The following is a 25,251-nucleotide window of genomic DNA, read 5'->3' as shown; positions in this document are numbered from 1 at the left end:
GCCGCCTCCGCCCGCGCCTTCTCCGCCTCCGCCTCCGCCTCCGCCTGCGCCTCCGCCTGTGCGAAGGACTTCTCTCGGAATGAAGGACTCCACTCGGGCTGGAGGCCTTCGATTCGCGAGTTCTCCTTCATGCTGTGCGTGCTCGGCGTGAGGTCCGAGGGCGGCGTCCTGGTGCGCTGACACGAGGAACCGACTCGTCCTCCCCCATGCGCGCCGGCATGAGGTTGTCCCTGATTCCCGTCGTCCGCGGTGAGGCACCGGGGCCGCGTCGACGACGATCGACGGATGGATGCGATCGAGGAGTTGAGCCGCCGAGGCGGGGTCGCGCGCGTGAGCACTCTGCGAGCATCCGGGGTCAGCGCGCACGCGCTGAGGCGATCGAAGGAGCGAGGGGAGATCGCCACCCCGCGCCATGGCTGGGTGGCCCTCCCCGATGCGGACCAGCAGGTCGTCGGAGCCATCGCCCGCGGGGTCATCCTCGGCTGCGTGACGGCGGCCGAGCGGCTCGGGCTCTGGGTGCCGGAGAAATCCCTGCATGTCGTCGCCAAGCCGAACGCGGCTCGTGTCGCAGCCCCGTCGCACGTCGTGGTGCACTGGTCCAGGCCGATCGTGCCCCGAGACCCCGATGCGGCGGTGGACGGCGTGATCAACACGCTGGCCGTGGTCGCACAGTGTCAGCCCGCGAAAACGGCCCTGGTGATCTGGGAGTCGGCCCTCAACACGGGGCTCATCGACCTCGAGACGCTGCGGCGGCTCGACCTTCATCCCGCCGCCAGGGCGCTGCGCGAGCAGGCGTGTCCGTTCGCCGATTCCGGGCTGGAGACGATCGTCGTGCACCGGTTGAAGTGGATGGGGATCCGCCTGCTTCCACAAGCCTGGGTGGCTGATCGTCGGGTCGATGTCCTCGTCGGGGAGCGGCTGGTGATCCAGCTCGACGGTGCGACGCACGTGGGAGCGCAGCGCGACGCGGACAACGCTCATGACGCTGCGCTGATGCTGCGCGGGTACCACGTGCTGCGCTTCAGCTACGTGCAGATCATGTCCCGGTGGCACGACGTGCAGGACGTGATCATGCAGTCGATCGCGCAGGGCAAGCACCGTGCCTGAGAAAGAGACCTCCCGAGTCGAAAAAGTTCTCGCGAGTCGAAGGAGTTCTCCCGAGTCGAAGGAGATCTCCCGACTCGAAGGAGATGTGGGGCCAACTTCTCCTTCGATTCGTGAGGTCTCCTTCATGCCGTGCGGGAGACAACCTATTCATGCCGTGCGGAAGATGCCCATTCATATCGCGACGAATGTTCCTTCCCTCCGTGGAAGTCCGCCCATACCGCCCGGAGGATCCCCTTCATTCCGCGGGAAAGGCGGGTGCGCACGGGGTCAGGGAGTGCGGCCGGGGAGGCGGGCGAGGGTCCAAAACTGTGACGCATGGGACCAAAGTGGCGCGACACGCCGGTCAATTGCCCAAAACCCGCGAAATGACGCGGAAATCCGGGCCGCGGTTGGTACATTCAAGGCGGTCACTCGACCAACGGGAGGCACCCGCCTCTCGCACCACAACGATGCGACGGTCCTTCGTCGCTGGAGGATGACATGGCTGACAAGTCCATCACCAAGACCGAGCTCGTCGCGAGCATCGCCTCTGCCACCGGCCAGAGCCAGGCCACCGTCTCCGGTGTCCTCGACTCGCTGTTCGCCACGGTCTCCGACGCTGTCGCCAAGGGCAGCAAGGTCTCGATCCCCGGCTGGATCTCGTTCGAGCAGGTCGACACGGCCGCCCGCACGGGTCGCAACCCCCAGACCGGCGCCGAGATCAAGATCCCGGCCGGCAAGCGCGTCAAGGTGACCGCCGGCTCCAAGCTCAAGGCTGCCGTCAAGTAAGACCGCACCCGTTCGAAGGCCGCTCCCGCTCGTGCGGGGCGGCCTTCGTGCTTTCTCACGGTCCGGCGCGCCTAGGCTGGAGGGGTGAGTTCCCGCACCGAGACGCCGAGCGCGACGTCGGCGTATCGTCTGGCCGGCATCGTGATCCTGGTGGCCGCCGCGCTCGTGGCCCTGACGTGGGCGCTGCTCGTCGGCGGAGGCGCGAAGCCGCCCCTGCTGCAGGATCCTGGCCCCGTCGTCCTCTGGGGCACGCCCATCGCGAAGCTCGTGATGAACCTGGCCGGTGCGGTCATGCTGGGCTCGCTCGTGCTCGCGCTGTTCGGCCTCCGCGCCGGGGAGAGGCCGTTCGACACCGCCCTGAACATCGCCTCGATCGGCGCCGCCGTGTTCACGGTGTCCGCGGGGCTGGCCGGGTTCTTCGCGTTCATGTCGGCGTTCAACCCGAAGCTCAGCATCGAGCGGGAGTTCGGCTCGCAGCTGGGGCGCTTCCTCCTCGAACTGCCGCTCGGTCAGTCCTGGCTCATCACCACGATCTTCGGCGCCGTCATCACCGTCCTCGCGTTCGCGTGGCGCTCCTGGACGCCGACGCTGCTCACCGCCATGCTCGCTGCCGCGTCGTTCCTCCCGCTCGCCACGCAGGGCCATGCGGGCGACCTCGACGGGCACAACATGGCCGTCAACTCGATCCTGCTGCACACGATCGGCGCCGCCGTGTGGCTGGGCGGGCTGCTGCTGCTCGTGCTGCTGCGCGGACAGCAGGGGCTCGACATCCGTGCGCTCGTGTCGCGGTACTCCTCGCTCGCGATCGCGGCGTTCGCGGTGGTGGCCCTCTCGGGCTTCACGCGTTCGATCGTCGCGGTGGGCGCGTGGGATGCCCTGTGGACCACGCCGTACGGCACGATCGTGATCGTCAAGGCCGTGCTGCTCGTGGGCATGGGTCTGCTCGGCGCCTGGTACCGCACCCGCCTCATCCCGAAGCTCGACGGCGCCGGGGCGTCGCGGTGGTTCTGGCTGCTCGTCCTCGGAGAGGTCGCGCTGATGGGGCTGGCCTCCGGTGCGGCCGCCGCGCTGGCGCGCACGCCACCGCCCACGGGCGAGACCGCGGCGTTCGCGCAGACCCCGGCGCAGATCCTCACCGGATCCCTTCTTCCGCCCGAACTCACGCTCGAGCGGTGGTTCACCGCGTGGGACATCGACGTGCTGTGGCTGGTGGCGGCGGGCTTCGGCCTGTTCCTGTACCTGGCGGGTGTGCGCCGGCTGCGACTGCGCGGCGACCGCTGGCCGATCCACCGCACGGTGTTCTGGGTGCTGGGCATGCTCATGCTGGTCTGGGTCACCGGCGGCCCGATCAACGCGTATCAGGAGTACCTGTTCAGCGTGCACATGCTCGGGCACATGATGCTGTCCATGGCGATCCCGCTGCTCTTGGTCTCCGGGGCGCCGATCACCCTGGCGCTCCGCGCGATCCACAAGCGCGACGACGGCACCCGCGGCGGCAGGGAGTGGATCATGTGGGCGGTGCACTCGCCGTACGCCCGCGTCATCACGCACCCCATCGTGGCGGCCGCGATCTTCATCCTCTCCCTCTGGGCGTTCTACTTCACCGACCTGGTGCGCTGGTCGATGTACGAGCACCTCGGGCACGAGTGGATGGTCATCCACTTCCTGCTGTCGGGCTATCTGTTCGTGATGAGCCTGATCGGTGCCGACCCGGTGCCGTATCGCCTGCCGTATCCCGGTCGCCTGATCACGCTGATCGCGGTCATGGCGATGCACGCGTTCTTCGGCATGGCGATCATGATGCAGGAGGGGCTGATGGTCGCCGACTGGTTCGGCGCGATGGGCCGCGACTGGGGCGCCGATCCGATGACCGACCAGTACGTGGGCGGCGGCATCGCCTGGTCGATCGGGGAGATCCCGACCCTGATCCTCGCGATCACGGTCGCGATCCAGTGGAGCCGCAGCGACACGAAGCTGCAGAAGCGTCGCGACCGGCATGCCGACCGCACGGGCGACGCCGAGCTGGAGGAGTACAACGCCCGGCTCGCCGACCTCGCTGCCCGGGATCAGCGCGCCGCCGAGCGCGAAGCGCAGCGCCAGGGCCGCTGACCGCGGGCTCCTCCGCTCCCTGCGCGACGGCGGTTCGCGGGGTCCGCGCAGTCCGCTGCCGCCGCGAAGGAGATCTCACGACCTGAAGGACGGTAGCGGGGCTCGGGTCCTTCCGTTCGTGAGTTCTCCTTCATCGCGTGCGGGAGTGCCTGCGCGACGGCTTGGGTTCTCCGTCTGCGGCGCGGGCATCGGTTCGCCCGGGGTCGTTGCCGGCGCGAAGGAGATCTCACGACCTGAAGGACGGTAGCGGGATTCGGGTCCTTCCGTTCGTGAGTTCTCCTTCATCGCGTGCGGGAGTGCCTGCGGGACGGCTTGGGTTCTCCGTCTGCGGGGCGGGCATCGGTTCGCCCGGGGGTCGCTGCCGCCGCGAAGGAGATCTCACGACCTGAAGGACGGTAGCGGGGCTCGGGTCCTTCCGTTCGTGAGTTCTCCTTCATCGCGTGCGGGATCACTGGCGGGACTGCGGGGGTGACAGCGGCACCAAGCGGGTCGAGCAGTGGGGGGCGCGACGGCGAGGCGCTGCTCACTCCTCCGGGGGATCGTCCGGGGAGCCGACTCGGATGGAGGCGGAGCCGTCGGGGAGGATCGCGATCGTCCCGTTGAGCCGGAACGGCACGTCCTCGGACACGGGCTGGACCCTGCCGTCGAACAGCGACTGGATCTCGACGTCGACGTGGGCGACCGCGTCGGTCGGCGGGATCTGCCAGTGGCCGTCCTCCGCGGGAACGACCGTGATCTGCGGCTGCACGGCGATGGACCAGGTGGGCGGCTCCGCGATGCGGTTCGTGACCCGGAGGCCGAACGGGCACGCGGTCGGCTGCAGCACCTGCTGCGCCGTGCAGTCCGTGAGGAACTGCTCGACGCGCTCCTGCACCACCTCGACGAACTGCGGCGTCGGCTCTGTCTGCACGTCGAGCGGGGTGATCGCCAGCGGCTTGTCGGCGAGCACGCCCTGACCGGACGACTGCGAGATCGCGGTGTCCACCGTGACGGAGTAGAGCCCGGGGGTGAACACGAGAAGCGGCAGGCGGTCGAGGGGCTGCGCCTCGAGGCCCGCGGCCGACACCTGACGCCGGTCCACCTCGAAGCCGTTCACCGCGAAGCGGTCGGAGCCCCGCACCGTCAGGTCGATGACGGCGAGCGGACTCGTGGTGAAGCGCCAGTTCGGCGTGACCCCCGCCCAGCCGTCCTGCTCCACGACGAACGTCGTGATGCCGGGGTGGCCGCTCGCGGTGTAGCTGACGGTCACGGCGGTGCCGTCCTCGACATGCTTCTCCGACTCGACCTCGATATCGGTGAGCGGGGCGAGGGCCGAGCGGCGCAGCATCGCCTCGGAGGCGGTGGGGTCGATGCCCGCCTTGTCGAGCGTCTCCCTGTCGATCGCGACACCGGGCACCCGGAGGGCGTCCGCAGCACGTCCGGCCGCGAGCAGATCCAGGTATCGCACGACGAAGGCCGAGGGGCCGTAGAACTGCTGGTAGAGCGTGACGCCGCCGGCGCCGATGGCTGCGAAGAGCAGTACGCCGATGATCGCGAGGATCGTCAGATCGACCCCCAGGCGTGCGCGCCGGGGCGCGCTGACCCCGGCCCGCTCCATGGCGTCAGTCTAAGAGGGAGTCCTGGGGGGACGCCGAGCGTCGGCGGCCGCCGTGCCGCCGCGCGACGTAGCATGGGTGGGCATCCCCGTCCGCCTCCACAGCCCTGTGAGCACCGTGTCCCTTCCCGCCCTGTCCGAGGAGCAGCAGGAGCTGTTCCGGCTCATCGAGGACACCGGGGAGCACGTCTTCATCACGGGTCGCGCCGGGACGGGCAAGTCGACGCTCCTGCAGCACTTCGCGTGGAACACGAAGAAGCAGATCGCCATCTGTGCCCCCACCGGCGTCGCGGCGCTCAACGTGGAGGGGCAGACCATCCACTCCCTGTTCCGGCTGCCGATCGGGCTCATCGGCGATGCCGACATCGATCAGAACGATGCCACGCGCCGCATCCTCAATGCCATCGAGACGCTCGTGATCGACGAGATCTCCATGGTGAACGCCGACCTGATGGATGCGATCGATCGCTCGCTCCGCCAGGCCAGGGGGCGTCGCGGGGAGCCGTTCGGCGGCGTGCAGGTGGTGATGTTCGGCGATCCGTATCAGCTGGCTCCGGTGCCGCCGCGCGGGGACGAGGCCCGGTATGTGAAGGACCACTACCGCTCGTTCTGGTTCTTCGACGCGAAGGTCTGGTCGGGCGGTACCGGGCTCTCGGACCAGGAGGGACTGTTCCAGGTCGACACGAAGGCCGAGCTGCATGTGCGCGAGCTCGTGCAGATCCACCGCCAGTCCGACGACGGGTTCAAGTCCATGCTCAACGCGGTGCGCTATGGGCGGGTGACCGCGGAGATCGCGGGCGTGCTCAACGCGCAGGGAGCGCGCACGCCTCCCGACCCGGAGCCGGGCGAGGTCCCGATGATCACCCTCGCCACGCGCAACGACATCGTCAACGGCATCAACAGTCGGCATCTCGCAGCTCTGCCCGGCAAGGAGCAGACCGCACGCGCCGAGGTGAGCGGTGACTTCGGCCGTGGCGAGGCCTCGCTTCCTGCAGAGTCCGAGCTCAAGCTCAAGGTCGGCGCGCAGGTCATGTTCCTCCGCAACGACACGGCCATGTCGGGCGAGCCGCCGCGCTGGGTGAACGGCACGATCGGCACCGTGACCCGCATCCTCGGGGGTGCCGTCCGCGTCGAGATCGACGGGGAGGAGGTCGAGGTCGAGCCCGCGGTCTGGGAACGGTTCCGCTACGCTTACGACCCGAACACGAAGAAGCTCTCTCGCGATGTCGTGGCCGAGTTCACCCAGTTCCCGCTGCGGCTCGCGTGGGCCGTGACGATCCACAAGTCGCAGGGCAAGACGTACGACCGGGCCGTCATCGACCTGGGGTCGGGCGCCTTCGCCCCCGGCCAGACCTACGTGGCGCTGAGCCGGCTGACCTCGCTGGACGGGCTGTACCTCTCGCGGCCGCTGCGGCCCAGTGACATCCGCGTCGACGAGGACGTGCGGCGGTTCATGCGCGATGCGTGGCTCGCGGCGTCGACCCCGGAGCTGCCGAAGGTCTGAGGCGGCGCGGCTCCGTGCGGGCGGGTCAGGCGGCGGCGCGGGCCCGGTCGAGGTCTTCGAAGAGCTCGGTGTTGAAGCGGTAGGCGAGCAGCACCTCGTCGATCACCCGCTCGCGCTCCGCGTCGTCCCAGGGTGCCGCGTCGAGCTGCTCGCGGTACACGTCCTTGAACGCGGAGGGGTCGGCGATGTCGTCGAACAGGTAGAAGCCGATGCCGTTGGTCTCGAAGCCGAAGCGCCGCGCCATGATGCGGCCGATGAAGAGGCCGCCGGACAGGTCGCCGAGGTAGCGGGTGTAGTGATGGGCGACGAAACCGCCGGCCCATGTGGCGCCGACCTGGCGGATGCGCTCGACGTAGCGCTGCGTGGTGGGCAGCGGGGCGATGAGCTGCCGCCAGTCGGGGCCGAGCAGGAACGCGAGGTCGGCCTCGAGCGCGGGGAGCCGGGTGAGCTTGTCGCTGAGGAACACCGAGGCGACCGCGTCGTGGCGCATGCGGTCGGCCGCGCCCTCCAGCGCCTCGTAGATGAAGTAGTGCTGCGCCACGAGCGCGATGTAGTCCTCCCGGGAGCCCTCGCCCTTGAGCAGGTCGGACATGAAGCCCGCCGTCTCGCTGCGGGAGTGCGACCCGGAGGAGCGCTCGCGGAGGGCGGCGGAGAAGGAGAGGAGCTCGGGCATGGCTTCAGTGTAAGGGCAGCCTAACCTTCGACGGAAGCCCGAGAGATGCGGGCTGGCTCAGTCATGCGGGCGGGCTCAGTCATGCGGGCGGGCTCAGTCGTGCGGGCGGGCTCAGTCATGCGGGCGGGGCTCAGTCGTGCGGGCGCGGCTCGACGCCGAGCCGGGCGCACGCGGCGTCGTAGAGCGCGACGACCTCGCGCCGCACCTCGGGGCGCTCGCTGATCGGACCGCCGGGCCACGGCACGCGCAGCTCGCTCGTCGCACCGTCGCGGGTGACCTCCCACACTCCGACTTCGCCGTCGAAGCCCGTCATCACGGCGCCGGATGGCTCCGCGGCCGAGGGCTCCGAGAAGGCGCGGGCGATGAGCAGGTTGTCGTCGGTGTGGTCGCCGTTCATGTGGCGGAGGACGGCGGAGACCACGGCGGGATCGAAGAGATGGGGCACAGACACACCCTAGGGGCCGCGCTCCCGGGCGTCGCGCGGGCGGAATCTCAGCATCCGCGTTCTAGACTCGGGAGACACGTCTTCGGGGGTTCCCACACATGCAGCTTCTCTCGTCGCGCCGGTGGCGCGCCGCAGCGGCCTCGGCCGTCGTGCTCGGCCTCGTCCTCACCGGCTGCTCGTCGGAGGACTCCTTCAGCTATACGCCGCCCGCCCAGGCCGACGGCGCGCTGCCGGACGACATGGTCGCCTCGATGCAGGGCGCGGTCGACAACGCCCTCGCAGCCTCCGGCGCGAGCGGTGCGATCGTGGGCGTCTGGGTGCCCTGGAGCGGCAGCTGGGTCGCCGCGTCGGGCACGCAGGACAAGGCGGGCGGTGCGGAGGTGTCGACCGACATGTCGTTCCGCATCGCCGACGTCACGCGGCTGATGACCTGCGACGTGCTGTACGCGCTCGCCGACGAGGGCACCGTGAAGCTCGACGCCAAGGTGCCGGAGTACGTGTCCGGCGTCGCGGACATGGCAGACGTGACGCTGCTCGACCTCTGCAACGGCACGAGCGGCGCCGGCTCCTCCGAGCCCACCGTGAAGGCGGCGTGGATGAACACGCCCGAGCGCGTGTGGGCGCCGCTCGAACTGGCGGGCTACGGCCTCGGGCGTCCTCCCGTGGCCCCGCACACCACGTTCCAGGACTCCGACGCCGGCTACCTGCTGCTCGGGCTCGCGCTCGAGCGGGCGACGGGCATGACGGCACGGGAGCTCATCGCCGAGTACGTGACGGAGCCCCTCGGCCTCGCGGAGACCGAGCTGCCCACGGCTCCGGCGGCACCGCCCGCCACGGCGCCGGCGATGAACGGCCACTACCTCCCGCCCGTGGAAGGCGGCTTCGACTGCGCCGCCCCCGTGGACATCACCACGCTCTCGTCCACCTCCGGCTTCACCGACTCGGGCGTGGTGTCGACCATCACCGATCTGGGGCGGTACGCGCAGGCCGAGGCCGCCCAGGCGCTGCGCACGAAGGAGGAGCCGGCACGTTTCGGCTCTCCGCTGCCCGTCGCCGACACCGCGCCGTCCTGGTTCCAGGCGACCGGAGGCGCCTATCTCGTCGGCTCGCTCATCGGGCAGCACGGCTGGACGCCCGGATACTCCACGGCCGCATACTCCGACCCCGCCACCGGGTTCACGGTCGCGGTGGTGCTCAACGACTCCACGGCGGGCGGTCGCTTCGCCCAGCAGCTGTCGTGGGAGCTCGCCGCGATCGCATCCAAGGCGCCGGCGGCCTCCGGTGAGACCGCCCCCGAGTTCGGTCTGCCGTTCACCGCCGAGCAGTACCACCAGGCCACCACGGACGCGGCGCTCGTGTGCGCCCCGCCCGCGGAGTGAGCACGGCACAGCAAGGGGGGTCGCGATGGCGATCGTCGACAACGCGATCTACGTGGACGGCGTCCGCACGGAGAATCCGGCGAGCCTGAGCGAGACGTTCGAGCGCATCCGCGAGCGCCGCGGCATGGGGTGGATCGGGCTGTATCGGCCGAGTGCCGAGGAGGTCCGGGCCGTCGCCGACGAGTTCGGCATCCACGAGCTCGTCGTGGAGGATGCGCTCTCGGGTCATCAGCGCGCGAAGCTGGAGCGGTACGGCGATGTGCTGTTCATGGTGCTGCGCCCCGCGCGCTACCTCGACGAGCGCGAGGAGGTGGAGTTCGGGGAGGTGCATGTGCTCGTCGGACCCGACTTCGTGGTGACCATCCGGCACGCCGAGTCGCCGGACCTTGCCCGCGTGCGACGGCGGCTCGAAGGCGACCCGGCGCTGCTCGCGCACGGGCCGGAGGCGGTGCTGTACGCGATCCTCGACGAGGTGGTCGACGAGTACGTGCCGGTGCTGACCGGGCTCGAGAACGACATCGACGAGATCGAGAGCCAGCTGTTCGAGGAGAACAGCGACGCGACCCAGCGCATCTACGACCTCGGCCGCGAGGTGATCGACTTCCAGCGGGCGACGCAGCCGCTCGCGGGCATGCTGGAGGGGCTGCTGCGCGGCTCGGACAAGTACCGGGTCAGCGAGGAGCTGCAGCGCTACCTGCGGGACGTGCTCGACCACACGCTGCGCGTCAGCGACCGCGCCACCACGTTCCGCGCCGTGCTCGACAACGCGCTCACGGTCGAGTCGACCATCGTCGCCCGGCGGCAGAACGATGAGATGCGCCGGATGACCGAACTGAGCATCCGCCAGAACGACGAGGTGAAGAAGATCTCCGGCTGGGCCGCGATCCTCTTCGCCCCGACGCTGGTGGGCACCATCTACGGCATGAACTTCGACCACATGCCCGAGCTGCACTGGGTGCTCGGGTATCCGATGGCGCTTGCGCTCATGGTGGCGATGGGCTTCGGTCTCTACGCCGTGTTCAAGCGCAAGGACTGGCTCTAGCGCCTCACGCGGCGCCGTCGGCCTCGGGCATGCCGGGGCCTGGTCCTGGGCGCACCTCCGCGTCGTCCCGGATGTCGACGCGGGTGGTGCCGTCGTGCTCCGACACGTCGATGCGCGGGGCGGCATCCGCCTCCGTCGCCTCCGGGGCCGAGGTCAGCTGATCCCGCCGGTTCTTCTCGAAGTCCTCGTCGTGCTCGGAGCGGTCGGGTGTGCTCATGGCCGGTGTCCTCTCTCGTTGTCGGTGGTGCGGTCGACGTTGCCGTCGTTGTCGGTGGTGTGGTCGGCGTTGCCGTCGACGGAGTTGTCGCGGCCGGTGGTGTGCCCGTGGCCGGCGTTGCCGTCGCGGTCGTGTCGATCGTTCCGGGCGGCCGTGCGCGAGCGGCTCCAGCGGGCGATGGCGTAGAGCACGCCGCCGACCGCGAGCAGGATCGCACCGAAGAGCCACACCTGGGGTCGCTGCTGCGTGAGCAGCAGGATGCACGAGCCGATGCCCAGCACCGGCACGAAGGTCCAGACGCGGAAGTGGTCCTGCTCCACGTGGTCGCGCCGCAGCACCAGCACGGAGACGTTCACACTGAGGAACACCACGAGCAGCAGCAGCACCACGGTCTCGGCGAGTGTCGCGAGGTCGCCCACCAGCGTGAGGCCCATCGCCACGAGCGTCGTGGTCAGGATGGCGACCCACGGCGTCCTCCGCTTCGGCAGGACGCGGCCGAGCGCTGACGGCAGCAACCCCTGCTCGGCCATGCCGTAGGTGAGGCGGCTGACCATGATCATCGTGAGCAGGGCGCCGTTGGCGACCGCGATGAGCGCGATCAGGCTGAACAGCCAGGAGGGCACGCTCACGCCGGTGGCCTCGACCACGGCGAGCAGCGGACCGCTGGACTCCTGCAGCTCGGATGCGGGGAGGGCCACCGCGCTGGCGAGACCGACGAGCACGTAGACGACGCCGGCGGTGATGAGGGCGGCGAACAGGGCGCGGGGGTAGGTGCGCCGCGGGTCCTTGACCTCCTCGATCATGTTCGCAGAGGTCTCGAAGCCCACGAAGGAGTAGTACGCGATGACGGCTCCCGAGAGCACTGCGAGGGCCACGTTCGCGCCCTCCGGTGCCTGCGTGGCGCGGGACAGATCGCCGCCACCGCCGCCCAGGAACATCGCGACCACCACGATCACGATGACGAGCCCGCTGAGCTCGATCGCGGTCATCACGAGGTTCGCGCCCATCGACTCGCGGATTCCGCGCGCGTTCAGCAGGCCCACGAGCGCGAGGAACGCGATGGCGACGGGGATGGTCGGCAGGTCGACGAAGGTGCTGAAATAGTCGCCGGCGAAGGCGATCGCCAGCCCGGCGGCGCTGGTGACACCCGCGGCCAGCATGCTGAAGCCGACGAGGAAGGACACCAGCGGGCTGCGGAAAGCGCGCTCGGCGAAGACCGCCGCGCCACCCGCTCGCGGGTACTTCGTGACGAGTTCGGCGTAGGAGCCGGCGGTCAGCAGAGCCAGCAGCAGGGCCAGCACCAGTGGTGCCCAGAGCAGCCCGCCCACCTTCTCGGACAGCACGCCCATGAGCGCGTAGATGCCGGCGCCGAGGACGTCGCCGAGGATGAACGCGAACAGGAGCGGGCCGGTGATGGCGCGCCGCAGCCGGGTGGGCGCCTCGGTGCGAGGCGCGGTCTGGGAGGTCATCCCGGCAGGCTAGGGGCGGTCGAGGCGCGGCCGCGACGGGCTTGACACCATCCGGGCGCATGCACAAGAACGAAAGGTCGCACTCAGGGTTCTCACAGCCTCGCCGCCGAAATGCGTGACGTGCGGTACGCCCACCGCTATCCTCGGTGCCGCGAGGTGGATCGTCGGCCGCAGAAGCGTCGAGGACGGGGTGGCCGCCTCAGGAATCCAAGAAAAGGGCACACTCATGACCGGTACACCACGGAAGGCGCTCGCCGAGGCGTTCGCCACCTTCCTCTTCGTCCTGGCGATCATCGCCGCCGTCAACAGCGGCAGTCCGCTGACGCCTCTCGCGATCGGCTTCACCCTGATGGTCCTCGTGTACGCCACGGGCCACATCTCCGGCGCGCACCTCAACCCGGCCGTCTCGGTCGGCGTCTTCCTGCGCGGCGGCCTCAGCGTCGCCGACTTCGTCGCCTACCTCATCGCCCAGTTCGTCGGTGGTGCGGCGGCCGCACTGGTCTCCCTCGCCGTCTGGCCCGCCGGCGAGAAGGCCATGGTCATCGAGGTGGGCCCGGCCTTCCTCGTCGAGGCGCTGTTCACGCTCATCCTGGTCTGGGTGGTGCTGAACTCCGCCACGTCGAAGGACACCGCGGGCAACTCGTTCTACGGTCTCGCGATCGGCGCCACGGTGTTCGTCGGCGCCGCGACGGTCGGCTCGATCTCCGGCGGCGGCTTCAACCCGGCCGTCGCACTCGGCCTCTCGGTGAGCGGGCACTTCGCGTGGAGCTCGCTGTGGCTCTACATCGTGGCACCCGCGGTCGGTGCCGTGATCGCCGCCGTGCTGTTCCGCGTGCTCAACACGGACGACGCGAAGAAGGTCGCCGCCGCCGAGTGATCGTGCATGCCGAGGCGCCGCATTCCCACGGGGGTGCGGCGCCTCTGCGTTGCGGGAGCGGCGGCGCTGGTCAGCGTCGGGCGAGGCGGCGGCGAAGGGCGGCTGAGGCCACGGCGACGACGGTGCCGACGGCGACGCCCACGAGCGTCTCCAGCACGCGGTCGGTCAGCAGCGCGCTCACGGGTGTGGGGGCGGCGAGGTGCACCATCAGCAGGGCGAGCGGCGTCACGAACACCATGGCGATGCCGTAGTTGCGGCCGATGAAGAGCTCGGCGGCGCCCTGCAGCAGCACCACCAGCGCGATCACCGCGAGCGGTGGCAGATCGAGTGCCAGGACGCCGGCGGCGACGAGGACGCCGAGCAGGGTGCCGACGAGGCGCTGGATCCCGCGGATGATCCGGGCGTTGAGCTGTGCGCCGCTCACGGCCGCGACCGCGCCGACGGCCGCCCAGTACCAGTGGGTGCCGCCGAGCAGCAGCCCGGCGACGCCGGCGCCGACGATCGCGACCGCGACCGACAGTGCCATCTCGACCGCGGTCGAGCCCACCGCGGGGCGAGTCCTCGGTGCCCCCTCCGCGGTGGTGCGCGTGACGACGGCGACCAGCGCCGTGAGCGCCAGGCCGAACAGGACACTCGCTCCCCCCACGAGCAGCACGTCGCCGAACGACGCGGTCGTGGCGGGGATGGTCGCGCAGGCCCCGGTCGCGAACACCGTGAAGAGGGGCCCCGGCGGGTGCCAGTGCAGGACGTAGGCGAGCAGCGTGACGCCCGCCGCGACCACCGCGACGACGAGGATGCCGAGCACGGGCGGAGCAGCGAGCACCGAGAGCGCGGTGCCAACGAGCATCGCCAGGAGGAGCACGCCGCCAGCCCCGGCCTGCATCCGGATGCGGTCGCGGAAGGCGTCGTGCCGCCCGTAGAGTGCGGCGAACGCGCCGAAGCTCGCGTAGATGCTGAGGTCGAGCCGGTCCAGCGCCCACAGCGTCAGCAGCGGCACCGCCACGCTGACGGCGGCGCGCAGGGCGACCCGATGGTCACCGCGGTGGGGTTCGACGCGCAGCACGCCCGTCCACACCCGTCCCCGCGATTCCGCCACCGATCAAGCCTACGTCCCACTCAGCAGGCCGGAGGCGCCGCGGCGAGCCTGCGGCGGCGGGCGGGCGCGGTTCACGCACTCCGTCTCGGATGTGCGGGCAGGCCGGAGCCCGCGGCGCGACGGTGTGCGAGGGTGGAGCGATGACCGCTCTCCCTCCGCCCCGCCACACACTGCTGGTCGGCTCCGGCAAGCTCGCGGCCCGGCTCGCGCCGCTGCTGCTCGCCGACGGGGGCACCGTGACCGCCCTGCGGCGGAGCGACCGACCACTGCCGGATGGCGTGACCGGCCTCTCCGCCGATCTCGCCGTGCCGTTGCGCGAGCCGCTGCCCGCGGTCGATGCCGTGGTGGTCACGCTGCCGCCCGGGCCGGGGGGCGGGGCGTACCGCACCGCGCTCACGCATCTCGCGGATGCTCTCCCGACACCGCCCGCCCGGACGGTGTTCGTGTCGTCGACCGGGGTGTTCGACGGCGGCGGCGACGCCCGGCCGCGCACTGAGCGCGACGAACCCGCGCCCGTCACCCCGCGCGGCGAAGGCCTGCGCGACGGGGAGCGGGCGGCGCGCGAGCTCTTCGACGCCGTGATCGTGCGCCCGGCGGGGATCTACGGTCCGGGGCGCGAGTTCCTGCTGCGCAAGGTGCACGAGGGCGCCGCGCTCACCCACCGGCGTCGCACGAACCGCATCCACGAGACCGACCTGGTGCGGACGCTCGACCTGCTGCTGCGGGTGCCGGAGCCGCCCGCGCTCGTGCATGCGGTGGACAGGGCGCCTGCGCCGCTCGGTGAGGTCGTCGGGTTCATCGCCCGACGAATCGGCGTGCCCGTGCCACCGGACGACGCGGGCGCTCCGAGCGGATACGTGTACGACGGCGCGCTGCTGCACGGCCTGCTCGGCACGCTGGAGTACCCCACGTACGAGGACGGCTACGCGCAGCTCATCGACGGGTCAGCGGCAGAGGGGAGCGGGCGCGGATGAGCGGAGCACGGACGGCCCTGGAGGTCGCCGACTGGCGCAGGCGCGTGTTCGCCCTGTATGACGCGGTGCGGGCGGCCGCGTCACCGGAGGACGCGCATGAGCTGTGGCGGATCGAGCGCGACGAGCTGATGCTGCGGCACCCGGCGACGCCGCTGCTGCCCGAGGCCCGGGTGCTGTTCGAAGGGCTGCCGGTCGCGCCGTACGACGCGCGATGGCGGTTCGAGCTGCCCCTCCTCGACGCGGAGCCCGCCGAATTCGAGTTCGCCACCGGGACGGACGGCGTGGTGCCGTTCGAGCGCATCGGGGTCGTGGAGGTTCCGGACGCGGGGCGCCTCGACGTGTGGCGGCTGCGGTCCTACGGCGGCGGCGTGTTCGTGCCGGTGCGCGACGCGTCGGCCGGGCGGCCCGGAGGGACGTACGGCGGTGGCCGCTACGTGCTCGACACCGTGAAGGGCGCAGACCTCGGCTCCGACGCGAGCAGGGGCACGCTCGTGCTCGACTTCAACTTCGCGTACAACCCTTCCTGCGCCTACGACCCGGCGTGGGCGTGCCCGCTCGCGCCGCCGGGGAACGTGCTGCCCGTGACGGTACCCGTGGGCGAGCTCTCCCCCCGGCCGTGAACCTCGACGCGCGGACTCGAACGGTCAGCCCACGTTCTTCGCGAGCCAGGGCTTCGGGTCGATGGGCACCGTGTTGATGTGCACCTCGAAGTGCAGGCACGACCCGAAAACGTAGCCGGTCGAGCCGACGTCACCGATGTACTGGCCGGCCTCGACGCAGTCGCCGACCTCGACCGCGCGCGTGCCGTACTTCATGTGCGAGTACACGGTGCTGACGGCCTGACCGTCGACGATGCTCTCGATCTGGATCGTCACGCCGTAGCCCTGATAGCTCTCAGTGGAGCGCGAGACGCAGCCTTTCATGGCCGCGTTGATCGGCGTCCCGACGGCGGCGGCGAAGTCCTGGCCGAGGTGCGAGCGGCCAGGACGCGAGGCGCCGAAGCCGTCGGTGTACGTGTACGAGCCCGCGGCCATCGGCAGCACCACGCGATCCGCGATCGGGATGTCCATGGCGCTGCTGAGGGGCATTCCCGCGGCGATGGCGGCTGCCGCCGCACGGGCGTGCGTCTCCTTGATCTCCTCCGGCGTCGTCGCCGCGAACGCGCCTCGTGCCGAGATCTGGGCGCGGATGGTGTCGGTCGCGGTGAAGGACTGTGCTGCGGACGCCGCCAGGTCTGTCGTGGCCACGGCATGGTCGCCCCCGGGGGAGAGGACGGGCAGGGCCGTGCCGGTGACCATCACGCCGACGGCGAGAACCGCGCCGAGGGCCTTCACCTTTGCTCGCCTCCGTCGTGCCTGGCGGCGGGGACGTGACGGCCGAGGCGTCCGGGCGGCGCGGTGCTCGCCGGCCGCCTGGGCGGCGTCGTGGTCGGCCTCCGGAGCGACCGGCCCGGTCGGCGGAGTCGGCGTGGCATCGGCCTGCGGAGTGCGGTTCGCCTCGGGGTGGGGAGTGAACTCGGCCTGCGGAGCCGGATTCGGCTGGACCTCGGGGGTGGTCTCGGCTTTCTGAGGCGGCGTCGCTGAAGCCTGCGAGGCGGCGGTCGGCTGCTTCCGCCGCGCGGTCGTCGCCGCGAGCCCCGCAGCCGCAGGCGCCGTAACCGGAGCGGAAGGCTCCGTGGCGGGGCGGTTCGCGCGTGTCGTCTTCTGCGGTGCCGGGGCGGCGGCCCGGCGCAGGTCGCGGCGCAGCAGCGCTCGGGGAGCGATCGCGGTGTCGGCGGGGTCTTCGGGGGCGCTCTGGCGGGCGCGCCCGGGTGGCAGAGAAGTCGTGACAGGTTCCTTCCGGGGAGCAGATGTGCTCATCGGGTCGGCCCTTCGGGAGGCCGTTACCGTCCCGTAACATATGTCGCCGCGCGCACGTCCGTCAAATCGACGGAGTACCGGTGTACCGGACCCTGCGGTCGGCTCCCCGCCGAGGACGGCGCGCAGGGGTGCCACAGAGGACCGCTCGGATCACAAATGGAGGGGCTGACGGGAATCGAACCCGCGCTGTCTGCTTGGGAAGCAGAAGTTCTGCCATTGAACTACAGCCCCGAACCCGCTCGAAGAGCAGGTGGGGCAAGCCTACCTGCCGAGAGGCGGATGGCCAAAGCCCGGTCGGATCGGGTCAGTGCGCCGCGACGGCCTCCGGCTCGGCCGCGGACGCGCGGTGCAGTCCCGCATACCGCGTGCCCCAGCGGGTCAGCTCGGCGAGCAGCGGTGCGGCACTCTCGCCGAGTTCGCTGAGCCGGTACTCGACCTTGGGCGGGACCTCGCGGTATACGGTGCGGATGATCAGTCCGTCCTCCTCGAGCTCGCGCAGCTGACGGGTGAGCACGCGGGAGGTGGGATTGTGCAGCAGCCGCCCGAGCTCGCCGAACCGCAGCACGCCGTGGTCACCGAGGAGACTCAGGATGGTCGGCTTCCACGCCCCACCCAGCACGGCGATGGAGATCTCCGCGTCGCAGGACTCGCTCCATTCGGTGATGATCCGCGCGGTCTTCTCTCTCATGGCGGCCTCCTCAGTATCCAAAAGGTAAGTACGTGACGAAGACGTCGGTACTTGTGGCTCCTGTCGGTACTCTACAGACTGAGCTGGTGACCGCCACCCCCTCTCTCACAGCCTCTCGTTCGTCTCTGCGTCTCTGGTTCGCGATGGTCCCGCTGCTGCTCGGGATCCTGATCGGCGCGCTCGCGATCAGCAGTGTCGCGACGGCGCTCCCCGCGATCCGCGACGACCTCGCCCTCACCGACACCGAGGGACTCTGGGTCGTCGACATCTACGCGCTCTCGCTCGCCGCGTCGCTCATCGTCGCGGCGCGGATCGGTGATGCCTTCGGACGGAAGACCATCGTGCTGATCGGGCTCGCCGGCTTCGCCATCCTCAATGCGATCGGCGGCTTCGCAACCAGCGGCCTGGTCCTGATCGTCGTGCGCGCGCTGCTCGGCGTCGCGGAGGCGTTCGTCATCGCGGGCGTGGTGGCCACGATCGGTGCGAAGTTCCACGCGAAGGAACGAGTGCTCGCCTACGGCCTGTGGACGGCGACCTTCGGGGCGGGCAGCGCGCTCGGCCCAGTGCTGGGTGGCCTCCTCGCCGAGGGACCCGGATGGCGCTGGCTGCTGCTCGGCGGCGTTCCGCTCGCTGTCCTCGCGGGCGTGCTTGCCGTCTGGCTCGTGCCCGACTCCCGCAGCTCGCAGGCGCCGTCCTGGGACGTGCCGAGCATCCTCTCCTCGATCATCGCTCTCGGAGCGCTCGTGTTCGCGCTGCACGAGATCCTCGCCGCCCCCGTTTCGGCCGCGATCGCGGCGGCGGTCGCGACGGCGAGCCTCGTCTACTTCGTGCTCCGGCAGCGCCGCCTCGCCGACCCGCTGCTCGACATGGAGCTGTTCGGTGTCGGCGGGTTCAGCCCCGCGATCATCCGCATCGTCGTGAGCAGCGGTGCTTCGTCGGCCGCGATCCTGCTGGTGAGCCTGAATCTGCAGGACTCCCGAGGACAGAGCGCCGCTGAGGCCGGCATCGCGCTGCTGCCGCAGGCCGTGGCCATCGCGCTGGGCGGCGTCGTGGCTCCGGTGGCGCTCCGGTGGCTCTCCGCCAACGCGGCCACCGTGCTCGCCCTGATCCTGCAGGCCGCGGGGCTGGTGTGGCTCGCGTTCGACCCGGACCTCGTCGCCGTGCCGCTGGTGTTCGTCGGTCTCGGGTTCGGCATCGCGGGAACTCTCGCCGCGACGACGCTGTTCGACGTGACGACGGTGGATCAGGCGGGACAGGTGGGCGCGGTGCAGGAGGTCGGCTTCGCGCTCGGCGGCGGTCTCGGCATCGCGGTGTTCGGCACGATCGCGGCGATGGTGGTCAGCCGCGGCTTCGTAGCGGCCGTTCTCACAGCCGGGATCGCGGTGACCGCGGCCGCGCTGCTTCCGCTCCTGATGCGGCGCCGCGTGCGAACGGCGTGAGTCGGGGTGCGTCCTGCCGCGGGCTGAGCGACGCACCCCGCTCGACGGGAAACCGACGCGTTGGCCGATGGATGCGGGTGACTAGGCTGGTGCCGTGCTTCTCAGCGATCGCGACATCAGAGCAGAACTCGCATCGGGCCGCGTCGGCCTGGAACCGCACGAGCCGGAGATGATCCAGCCGTCGAGCATCGACGTGCGCCTCGACCGCTACTTCCGGCTGTTCGACAACCACAAGTACCCGTTCATCGATCCCTCGGTGGACCAGCCCGAGCTCACGCGGCTCATCGAGGTCGATCCGGAGGAGCCGTTCATCCTGCACCCCGGCGAGTTCGCGCTGGGAGCGACGTTCGAGCAGGTCACGCTTCCGGACGACGTGGCCGCGCGCCTGGAGGGCAAGTCGTCTCTGGGGCGCCTGGGACTCATCACCCACTCGACGGCGGGGTTCATCGACCCGGGGTTCACCGGCCACGTCACGCTGGAGCTCGCGAACGTCGCGACCCTGCCGATCAAGCTGTGGCCGGGGATGAAGATCGGGCAGCTGTGCTTCTTCCGGCTCACCTCGCCCGCCGAGAACCCCTATGGCTCCGGTCCCTACGGCAATCGGTACCAGGGGCAGCGTGGGCCGACCGCGTCGCGCTCGTTCCACAACTTCCACCGCACCGACGTCGGTGTGACCGATGTGGGAGCGGTCGGAGGCTGACATGAGCGGCGGCGGCGCGGGCTCGGACCAGTCCCTCTTCCCTGAGGGGGAGGATGCACCGGACGGCGTGCTGCCGGACGGCACGGGCGCCGGGGCGCTGCCGGGTGAGGCGAGCGACCTCGATGCTGACACGCGGCCGGGTGGCGCGGGCTCCGGGACGGTCCCGGGTGAGGCGAGTGCGGGAGCCGTCCCGGGTGACGCGGGCGCGACGGCCGTAGCACGTCCGGACTCAGATCAGCGGGCTGTGCCGGAGATGGTGATTCCCCCGGCCGAGGCGGTGATCCCGCCACCGCCGCCGGAGACTCCGATCCCGGAAGGGCTGCTCACGCCTCCGCCGGAGAGCGTGTCTGCGGCAGAGAGTGCCGTCCTGCCCGCTCCCACCACGCGTCGCGCCGAACGAGAGCGGCCGACGCCGCGCATCCTCGACGGCGAGCAGCCCGCCGCGGTCGCGGATGACTGGGCGCAGCGGTCCATCGCTCCGGAGGTGCCGGACACCGGTGCTTACCGTGTGCTCGCCGGCGCGATCTTCGCGTTCCTGATCGTGCTGCTGCTCGCGGCGGTCGGTGTGGGGGTGTTCCTGCTGAACACGGTCGGACTGCCGTTCGCGGGAGCCGTCGACGCCTTTATGCCGCTACCCGCCCGCGTCTAGCGCGCTGCGGTTCGCCCGGGGTCTCGCGGGCCGCTGCTGCGCGAGTCTCGCGTACCGTCGCCGGTCGGGGTCTCGCGGGCTGCCCGTTCGTCCGGGTCTCGCGTGCCGCTGCTTGCGCGGGTCTCGCGTGCCGGCATTCGCGCGGGTCGCGGGGGCGTCGCCCCTCACGTGGTGACGGGCACGCTCTCTCGACCAGAGGTCGTGCCGAGCGCGTCGACGGCGGAGAGGCCGCCCGTGACGAGAGCGACGACCGCGTCGAGCGTGGGGTCGGCCGACAGCACCTTCGTGTGGCCGAGGCCGACGGTGCGCAGCAGCCGGGAGCGGTGGCCGTGCGCAGAGTGCAGGCGCAGCGCGTCGCCGTCCGGCATGCGGCGATCCCCGCGGTCGTGCACGACGAGGAGTGCCGTGTCGGTGGGCATCGGATGCTCCACCGCGTCGTAGACGGCGGCTTCGTTCGCCTCGTCCAGGTCGAGCCGTCGCCGGAATCGCTCGGTCAGGTGCACGACGGTCGGCGGGTCGAGGCGGAGGTCTCGGGCGAACTGGGCGCGGAACGCGGCCGGTGCCGAGGCTCCTGCGATGACCACGATCGCGGGGACCGGTGTGCCGGTGCGGGCGAGAGTGAGCGCGGCCAGGCCTCCGAAGGAGTGGCCGATGATCGCGTCGAACGGACCATGCTGCTCCTCCAGCTGCGCAGCGGCAGCGACCCAGTCGCGGATATCGGTGCGGCGACCGCGGGAGTCGCCGTGTGCGGGAGCGTCGAACGAGACCACGCGGAAGCCCTCGGACACCAGCTCTCGCACGAGCGGCGCGAACTGCGAGGCACGGCCGCGCCAGCCATGCAGCAGCAGGACGGTGCGCGGCCCGCGGCCCCATTCGTACGCCGTGACGTCGATGCCCCGCACGCGCAGGGTGGAGCACCGGGCGTCGTCGTGCGTCGCCCGGTCGGCCTCTCGCACGCGCATGCGCGGCTGCGTGACGAAGAACAGGCGGGCGGCGAGCGTGCCCGCGAGCCGGGGCGACACCCGGGCGACGGCGGGAACAGAGCGAGCGATCAGGACGGGCACGGACGGCATGGGGTCTCCTTCGCCAAACAATACGAACGATCATACGTATACTAGGCGAACGATCGTTCGTATACTAGAGGCATGTCGGAGAATGCGGTGATCGACGGGCGCCGAGCCCGCGGGGACGCGTCGCGCCGCATCGTGCTGGAGAGCGCGACCGACCTCGCCTCGGTCGAAGGACTCGACGGCCTCACCATCGGCCGCCTCGCGACGGCCTCCGGGTCGAGCAAGAGCAGCATCGCCACGCTCTTCCAGAGCAAGGAGGGCCTGCAGCTGGCGACGATCGCGGCCGCCCGGGAGATCTTCCTGGAGCGGATCGTCGCGCCAGCCCGCGACGAGCCGCGCGGCGTGCGGCGGCTCGCCGTGCTGCTGCGCAACGCTCTGAACTACTCCAAGGATCGGGTGTTCACCGGGGGCTGCTTCTTCGCCGCGACCGCCGCCGACGTGGACTCCAAGTCCGGTCCCGTCCGCGACGCGGTGCGCTCGGCGCTGATCGAATGGGATGCGTACATCAGTGCACAGCTCCGACACGCGGAGGCCATCGGGGAGATCGTCGTGGACGACGTCGAGGTGCTGGCCTTCGAGCTCGTCGCGCTCAACGAAGAGGCGAACGCGCGCTCGCTGCTGCGAGGGGACGAGCGGCCGTACGCCCTCGCCGCCGCCGCCATGCGCGGACGCCTCCGCGCCGCCGGGGCTCCCGAGGACGTGGTCGCCCTGCTCGCCGTCGACACCCGCTGACGCTCGACCGGGACGGCGCCCGGTCCGGAGACGGATCGGCCGCGGACACCGTGCTGGCGTGAATGCCGCGGTGCATGGAAGGTGGGGGGGTGCGGACACCGGGGGCGCGGGTGCCCGGGGGTGGCGCGGATGCCGGGCGGCGTGGCAGGTGGGGTGTTGCGGAGTCGGGACAGCGCATCGTGGGGACAGCGCAACGTCGGGACCGCACAGCGATGGCGGTTTTCGATGCAGCCGTTCTCGTGCGGACTGCGGGGCCGAGGCGCCGTCGGACGCGGCCGAGGTGCATGCGCGCAGACGCCCCATCCGCAGGGACGGGGCGTCTGCGCGTGATCTCAGGCGGCGCGACCGCGGTGGAAACCGGCGTCGAAGCCGCGCTCGAACGCCCTCTGCGCGAGCCGAGCGGCCCCGCGATGGCCGCGGTGTCCATGCATCCGAGGCGCCTCGGGGCCGTGGCCCCGCACGCACCCGTCACGGTCGATGCGGCCGTGTGCGCCGTCGGCATCGCCGATGCCGTGGCTGAACTCGCGCCCGTGCTCGTGCCCGTGGTCGAACTCGCGCCCGTGCTCGTGCCCGTGGCCGAACTCGCGCCCGTGCCCGTGCCCGTGGCCGAACTCGCGTCCGTGGCCGAACCGGCGCCCGTGCCCGAACCCGTCCGCACGTCCGGCCTCGTGGCCGAAGCGCCGTCCGTGACCACGGCGCTTGCGCGGGAGCGGGGTCTCCTCGTCCCACCCGAACGCGCGGGCGATGCTCTCCAGGGAGGCGAGGGTCGTCGCCATGTCCTCGGCGGTGACGGCGTCGGCGACCTTCGCGCGGATGCCGTCCACGAGCGTGCTCAGGCGTTCCTTGGCGGCCCGGCCCTCATCGGTGAGCGTCCAATCGTCGCCGTCAGCGGTGACCCAGCCGCGGTCGATCAGGTGCTGCAGCTTGCGTCGAGACAGCGGGCGGTCGTGCCGTGCCGTGCCGTCGACCGCGCTGAGCAGGCGCCAGTCGCGCCGGCGCGCACCTTCGCTCTCGAAGGCCGCGGCGAAGTCCTCCGCCATCAGGCGGTCGACGGCGGTGAGCCAGAACCCGAACGGGCGGGAGGGCTGAGGGGTGTCGTTGTTCTCGGGGGTGTCTGTGGTGGTGTTCATGGTGATCCTCTGTCGTGGGGCGACGCGGTGGCGTCGCGGGGGAGCGCCGGAGCTGTATTCATGTCGTCCGGCATGTGCATGTCATGCGGCATGTACATGTAGTGTGACATGCGCTCGCAAAGCATGTCAAGTCGCATGTAAAATCGAACTGTGAGCACCGCACCCCGTGATTCCGCATCGCCGGACCCCGCCGAGGCCATCGCGCAGGCGCTGTCCCGGTTGCGCGGGCGCCGCCCCGGCCCGCGCGAACACGCCGGTCGCGGTCGCGGTGGGCCCCACGGCTGGCACGGCGGACCCCACGGCGCGTCGCCGGACGATGACGCGCACGAGCACTTCGCGCATCACCGCGGACACCCCGGAGCCCCGCCGTGGCTCGCCGACTCGACCGGGCGCCTGGGGGGACCAGCGCGGATGCGCATGCTCGAAGCGCTCGCCACCGCGCCGGAACCTCTTAGTGTCAGCGCGCTCGGTCAGGCGATCGGCGTCGATCAGCCCCGCGCGTCGCGGCTCGTGCAGCAGGGCGTGCAGGCCGGGTTCGTGCGGCGAGAAGCCGACCCCGACGATGCCCGACGCACCCGCATCGCCCTCACCGACGAGGGTCGCCGCATCGCCCGCGGCATGCGCGGCGAGCGCAGGCAGCTGCTCGGTCAGGCCCTTGCCGCCTTCACGGACGAGGAGCGCGACGAGCTCGCGCGTCTGCTCACGAAGCTTGCCGACAACTGGCGCGTCTGAGGCTCTCAGCTCCGGGCGAACTCCAGCGACGGCTCATCGTCGACCGAGAGGGACAGCACCACGGTCTCCACCGCCTCGTGCGCCTCGATGCGCTGCTCCACCTCGCGCAGCCGGCGAGCCACGTCGTGCTCGCGCGCGTCACCCGCCAGGTCGACCTCCGCGACCAGGAACAGCCGATTCGGCCCGACGTACTCGATGTGCAGGTAGGTGACGCGCTCGATGTCGGGCATGCTCAGCAGAGCCGTGCCGACCCGGGCGCGCAGCTTCGGTGCGGCGGTGGCGCCGACCAGGAAGGCGATGTTCCGCCCGATCAGGATCACCGCGACCACCCCCAGGAGGATGCCGACGAGGATCGAGCCGATCGCGTCCCACGCGGCGACGCCGGTGAGCTGATGCAGCAGGATCGAGCCGCCCGCCAGCACCAGGCCGATCAGCGCCGCCGAATCCTCGAAGAACACGGCCCGCAGCGTGGTGTCACTGGTCTCCAGCACGAAGTCCCACGTCGACGAGCCGCGTTCCCGCGCCAGCCGTCGCGACCGGATCAGGGCCTGCGTGAACGACGCGCCCTCCAGCACGAACGCGATCCCGAGCACGACGTATGCGACGACCGGGCTCTCCACGGGCCCGGTGTCGGAGAGCTCCTGGATGCCGTGCATGATCGACACGATCGAGCCCGCCGTGAAGATGCCGAACGCCGCGATCAGCGACCACACGAACGCGTTGCGGCCGTAGCCGAGCGGGTGCCTCGCGTCCTTCTGCTTCGCGCCGCGACGGTCGGCGATCAGCAGGAACACCTCGTTGCCCGCATCCGCCCAGGAGTGCGCAGCCTCCGCGACCATCGACGCGGACGAGGTGATCACGGCGGCGACCGTCTTCGCGATCGCGACGAGCACGTTGGCGAGGAAGGCGAGCAGCACGGTCACGCCGCCACGCTACTCCTCACGCCGCGGCCGTCGGGCCGCCGGTTCGGCCGGCCACCCCGCTGGACCGGGGTCGGG

The 25,251-nt window shown here is 71.0% G+C and carries 25 protein-coding genes and 1 tRNA gene; 14 read left to right on the top strand and 12 right to left on the bottom strand.

Annotated features, from left to right (window positions below; all coding sequences use genetic code 11):
* The first annotated feature begins 285 nt into the window (after nt 1-285).
* The 3 genes from M3C17_RS15115 to M3C17_RS15105 all read left to right on the top strand — a co-directional run bounded on the left by M3C17_RS15115 (nt 286) and on the right by M3C17_RS15105 (nt 3,984).
* Nucleotides 286-1,107, top strand: a complete 822-nt coding sequence (locus M3C17_RS15115; RefSeq protein WP_396820325.1) for a DUF559 domain-containing protein — start codon at nt 286-288, stop codon at nt 1,105-1,107.
* 480 nt (nt 1,108-1,587) lie between these two features.
* On the top strand, nt 1,588-1,875 hold the full coding sequence (locus M3C17_RS15110; RefSeq protein ID WP_017203554.1) for an HU family DNA-binding protein: 288 nt from the start codon (nt 1,588-1,590) through the stop codon (nt 1,873-1,875).
* 84 nt (nt 1,876-1,959) lie between these two features.
* Nucleotides 1,960-3,984, top strand: a complete 2,025-nt coding sequence (locus M3C17_RS15105; protein WP_259978738.1) for a bifunctional copper resistance protein CopD/cytochrome c oxidase assembly protein — start codon at nt 1,960-1,962, stop codon at nt 3,982-3,984.
* Nucleotides 3,985-4,507: 523 nt separating this feature from the next.
* Here the strand turns inward: M3C17_RS15105 and M3C17_RS15100 are convergent.
* Nucleotides 4,508-5,581: a hypothetical protein gene (locus M3C17_RS15100; protein WP_259978737.1), complete on the bottom strand. Its 1,074-nt coding sequence runs from the start codon at nt 5,579-5,581 to the stop codon at nt 4,508-4,510.
* A gap of 115 nt (nt 5,582-5,696) precedes the next feature.
* Here M3C17_RS15100 and M3C17_RS15095 point away from each other — a divergent pair, with 115 nt between their 5' ends.
* A complete protein-coding gene (locus tag M3C17_RS15095) occupies nt 5,697-7,082 on the top strand; it encodes an ATP-dependent RecD-like DNA helicase (protein WP_259978740.1) in 1,386 nt (461 codons plus the stop codon).
* A gap of 25 nt (nt 7,083-7,107) precedes the next feature.
* On the opposite strand, the gene M3C17_RS15090 is transcribed toward M3C17_RS15095, so the two are convergent.
* Both M3C17_RS15090 and M3C17_RS15085 read right to left on the bottom strand, forming a co-directional pair.
* Nucleotides 7,108-7,755, bottom strand: coding sequence for a heme oxygenase (biliverdin-producing) (locus M3C17_RS15090; RefSeq protein WP_259978736.1), 648 nt, complete (start codon nt 7,753-7,755; stop codon nt 7,108-7,110).
* Between the two features lie 130 nt (nt 7,756-7,885).
* Nucleotides 7,886-8,200: a DUF2470 domain-containing protein gene (locus tag M3C17_RS15085; RefSeq protein ID WP_259978735.1), complete on the bottom strand. Its 315-nt coding sequence runs from the start codon at nt 8,198-8,200 to the stop codon at nt 7,886-7,888.
* 98 nt (nt 8,201-8,298) lie between these two features.
* Between M3C17_RS15085 and M3C17_RS15080 the strand changes: the two genes are divergently transcribed.
* Both M3C17_RS15080 and corA read left to right on the top strand, forming a co-directional pair.
* Complete coding sequence (locus M3C17_RS15080; protein WP_259978734.1) at nt 8,299-9,579, top strand: serine hydrolase domain-containing protein; 1,281 nt, start codon at nt 8,299-8,301, stop codon at nt 9,577-9,579.
* A 25-nt stretch (nt 9,580-9,604) separates the two neighbouring features.
* Nucleotides 9,605-10,621, top strand: a complete 1,017-nt coding sequence (gene corA / locus M3C17_RS15075) for a magnesium/cobalt transporter CorA (protein ID WP_259978733.1) — start codon at nt 9,605-9,607, stop codon at nt 10,619-10,621.
* Between the two features lie 4 nt (nt 10,622-10,625).
* On the opposite strand, the gene M3C17_RS15070 is transcribed toward corA, so the two are convergent.
* Both M3C17_RS15070 and M3C17_RS15065 read right to left on the bottom strand, forming a co-directional pair.
* Nucleotides 10,626-10,838, bottom strand: a complete 213-nt coding sequence (locus M3C17_RS15070) for a multidrug transporter (RefSeq protein ID WP_259978732.1) — start codon at nt 10,836-10,838, stop codon at nt 10,626-10,628.
* The gene (locus tag M3C17_RS15065; RefSeq protein WP_259978731.1) at nt 10,835-12,307 is read right to left on the bottom strand and encodes an APC family permease; all 1,473 of its coding nucleotides are present in this window, start codon (nt 12,305-12,307) and stop codon (nt 10,835-10,837) included. Before M3C17_RS15065 ends, M3C17_RS15070 begins: the two co-directional genes overlap by 4 nt.
* 226 nt (nt 12,308-12,533) lie before the next feature.
* On the opposite strand from M3C17_RS15065, the gene M3C17_RS15060 reads away from it, so the two are divergent.
* Nucleotides 12,534-13,184 carry an MIP/aquaporin family protein gene (locus M3C17_RS15060; RefSeq protein ID WP_259978730.1) on the top strand — a complete coding sequence of 217 codons (651 nt, stop codon included), beginning with the start codon at nt 12,534-12,536 and terminating at the stop codon, nt 13,182-13,184.
* A 70-nt stretch (nt 13,185-13,254) separates the two neighbouring features.
* Here the strand turns inward: M3C17_RS15060 and M3C17_RS15055 are convergent, their stop codons facing one another.
* Complete coding sequence (locus tag M3C17_RS15055) at nt 13,255-14,280, bottom strand: FUSC family protein (protein WP_259978729.1); 1,026 nt, start codon at nt 14,278-14,280, stop codon at nt 13,255-13,257.
* A gap of 140 nt (nt 14,281-14,420) precedes the next feature.
* Between M3C17_RS15055 and M3C17_RS15050 the strand changes: the two genes are divergently transcribed.
* Nucleotides 14,421-15,254, top strand: a complete 834-nt coding sequence (locus tag M3C17_RS15050; protein ID WP_259978728.1) for a sugar nucleotide-binding protein — start codon at nt 14,421-14,423, stop codon at nt 15,252-15,254.
* Complete coding sequence (locus tag M3C17_RS15045) at nt 15,251-15,874, top strand: DUF1684 domain-containing protein (RefSeq protein ID WP_259978727.1); 624 nt, start codon at nt 15,251-15,253, stop codon at nt 15,872-15,874. The genes M3C17_RS15050 and M3C17_RS15045 overlap by 4 nt, the downstream gene beginning before the upstream one ends.
* A gap of 24 nt (nt 15,875-15,898) precedes the next feature.
* Here M3C17_RS15045 and M3C17_RS15040 read toward each other — a convergent pair whose 3' ends face one another.
* From M3C17_RS15040 to M3C17_RS15030, 3 genes are all read right to left on the bottom strand, one after another.
* On the bottom strand, nt 15,899-17,113 hold the full coding sequence (locus M3C17_RS15040) for a M23 family metallopeptidase (protein ID WP_259978726.1): 1,215 nt from the start codon (nt 17,111-17,113) through the stop codon (nt 15,899-15,901).
* A gap of 157 nt (nt 17,114-17,270) precedes the next feature.
* Nucleotides 17,271-17,344 (bottom strand) — tRNA-Gly (locus tag M3C17_RS15035).
* A gap of 73 nt (nt 17,345-17,417) precedes the next feature.
* The gene (locus M3C17_RS15030; protein ID WP_259978725.1) at nt 17,418-17,801 is read right to left on the bottom strand and encodes a helix-turn-helix domain-containing protein; all 384 of its coding nucleotides are present in this window, start codon (nt 17,799-17,801) and stop codon (nt 17,418-17,420) included.
* An 86-nt stretch (nt 17,802-17,887) separates the two neighbouring features.
* Between M3C17_RS15030 and M3C17_RS15025 the strand changes: the two genes are divergently transcribed.
* The 3 genes from M3C17_RS15025 to M3C17_RS15015 all read left to right on the top strand — a co-directional run bounded on the left by M3C17_RS15025 (nt 17,888) and on the right by M3C17_RS15015 (nt 20,589).
* A complete protein-coding gene (locus M3C17_RS15025) occupies nt 17,888-19,240 on the top strand; it encodes an MFS transporter (protein WP_259978724.1) in 1,353 nt (450 codons plus the stop codon).
* Between the two features lie 94 nt (nt 19,241-19,334).
* On the top strand, nt 19,335-19,940 hold the full coding sequence (dcd, locus tag M3C17_RS15020; RefSeq protein WP_259978723.1) for a dCTP deaminase: 606 nt from the start codon (nt 19,335-19,337) through the stop codon (nt 19,938-19,940).
* Nucleotide 19,941: 1 nt separating this feature from the next.
* Nucleotides 19,942-20,589, top strand: a complete 648-nt coding sequence (locus tag M3C17_RS15015) for a hypothetical protein (protein WP_259978722.1) — start codon at nt 19,942-19,944, stop codon at nt 20,587-20,589.
* Between the two features lie 164 nt (nt 20,590-20,753).
* Here the strand turns inward: M3C17_RS15015 and M3C17_RS15010 are convergent, their stop codons facing one another.
* Nucleotides 20,754-21,662 (bottom strand): S9 family peptidase, encoded by a 909-nt coding sequence (locus tag M3C17_RS15010; protein WP_259978721.1) that lies wholly within the window; start codon nt 21,660-21,662, stop codon nt 20,754-20,756.
* Nucleotides 21,663-21,734: 72 nt separating this feature from the next.
* Here M3C17_RS15010 and M3C17_RS15005 point away from each other — a divergent pair, with 72 nt between their 5' ends.
* Complete coding sequence (locus M3C17_RS15005; protein WP_259978720.1) at nt 21,735-22,391, top strand: TetR/AcrR family transcriptional regulator; 657 nt, start codon at nt 21,735-21,737, stop codon at nt 22,389-22,391.
* A 332-nt stretch (nt 22,392-22,723) separates the two neighbouring features.
* Here M3C17_RS15005 and M3C17_RS15000 read toward each other — a convergent pair whose 3' ends face one another.
* Nucleotides 22,724-23,521, bottom strand: a complete 798-nt coding sequence (locus M3C17_RS15000) for a hypothetical protein (RefSeq protein WP_259978719.1) — start codon at nt 23,519-23,521, stop codon at nt 22,724-22,726.
* A gap of 150 nt (nt 23,522-23,671) precedes the next feature.
* On the opposite strand from M3C17_RS15000, the gene M3C17_RS14995 reads away from it, so the two are divergent.
* Nucleotides 23,672-24,253 (top strand): MarR family winged helix-turn-helix transcriptional regulator, encoded by a 582-nt coding sequence (locus M3C17_RS14995; protein ID WP_259978718.1) that lies wholly within the window; start codon nt 23,672-23,674, stop codon nt 24,251-24,253.
* A gap of 5 nt (nt 24,254-24,258) precedes the next feature.
* Here the strand turns inward: M3C17_RS14995 and M3C17_RS14990 are convergent, their stop codons facing one another.
* Nucleotides 24,259-25,176, bottom strand: coding sequence for a cation diffusion facilitator family transporter (locus M3C17_RS14990; protein WP_259978717.1), 918 nt, complete (start codon nt 25,174-25,176; stop codon nt 24,259-24,261).
* Nucleotides 25,177-25,251: the final 75 nt, after the last annotated feature.

Source organism: Microbacterium sp. p3-SID336 (assembly GCF_025143365.1).
Lineage (GTDB): Bacteria > Actinomycetota > Actinomycetes > Actinomycetales > Microbacteriaceae > Microbacterium.
Note: the sequence above shows the minus strand (reverse complement) of the source record. Positions and strands in the feature narration are given on the sequence as shown.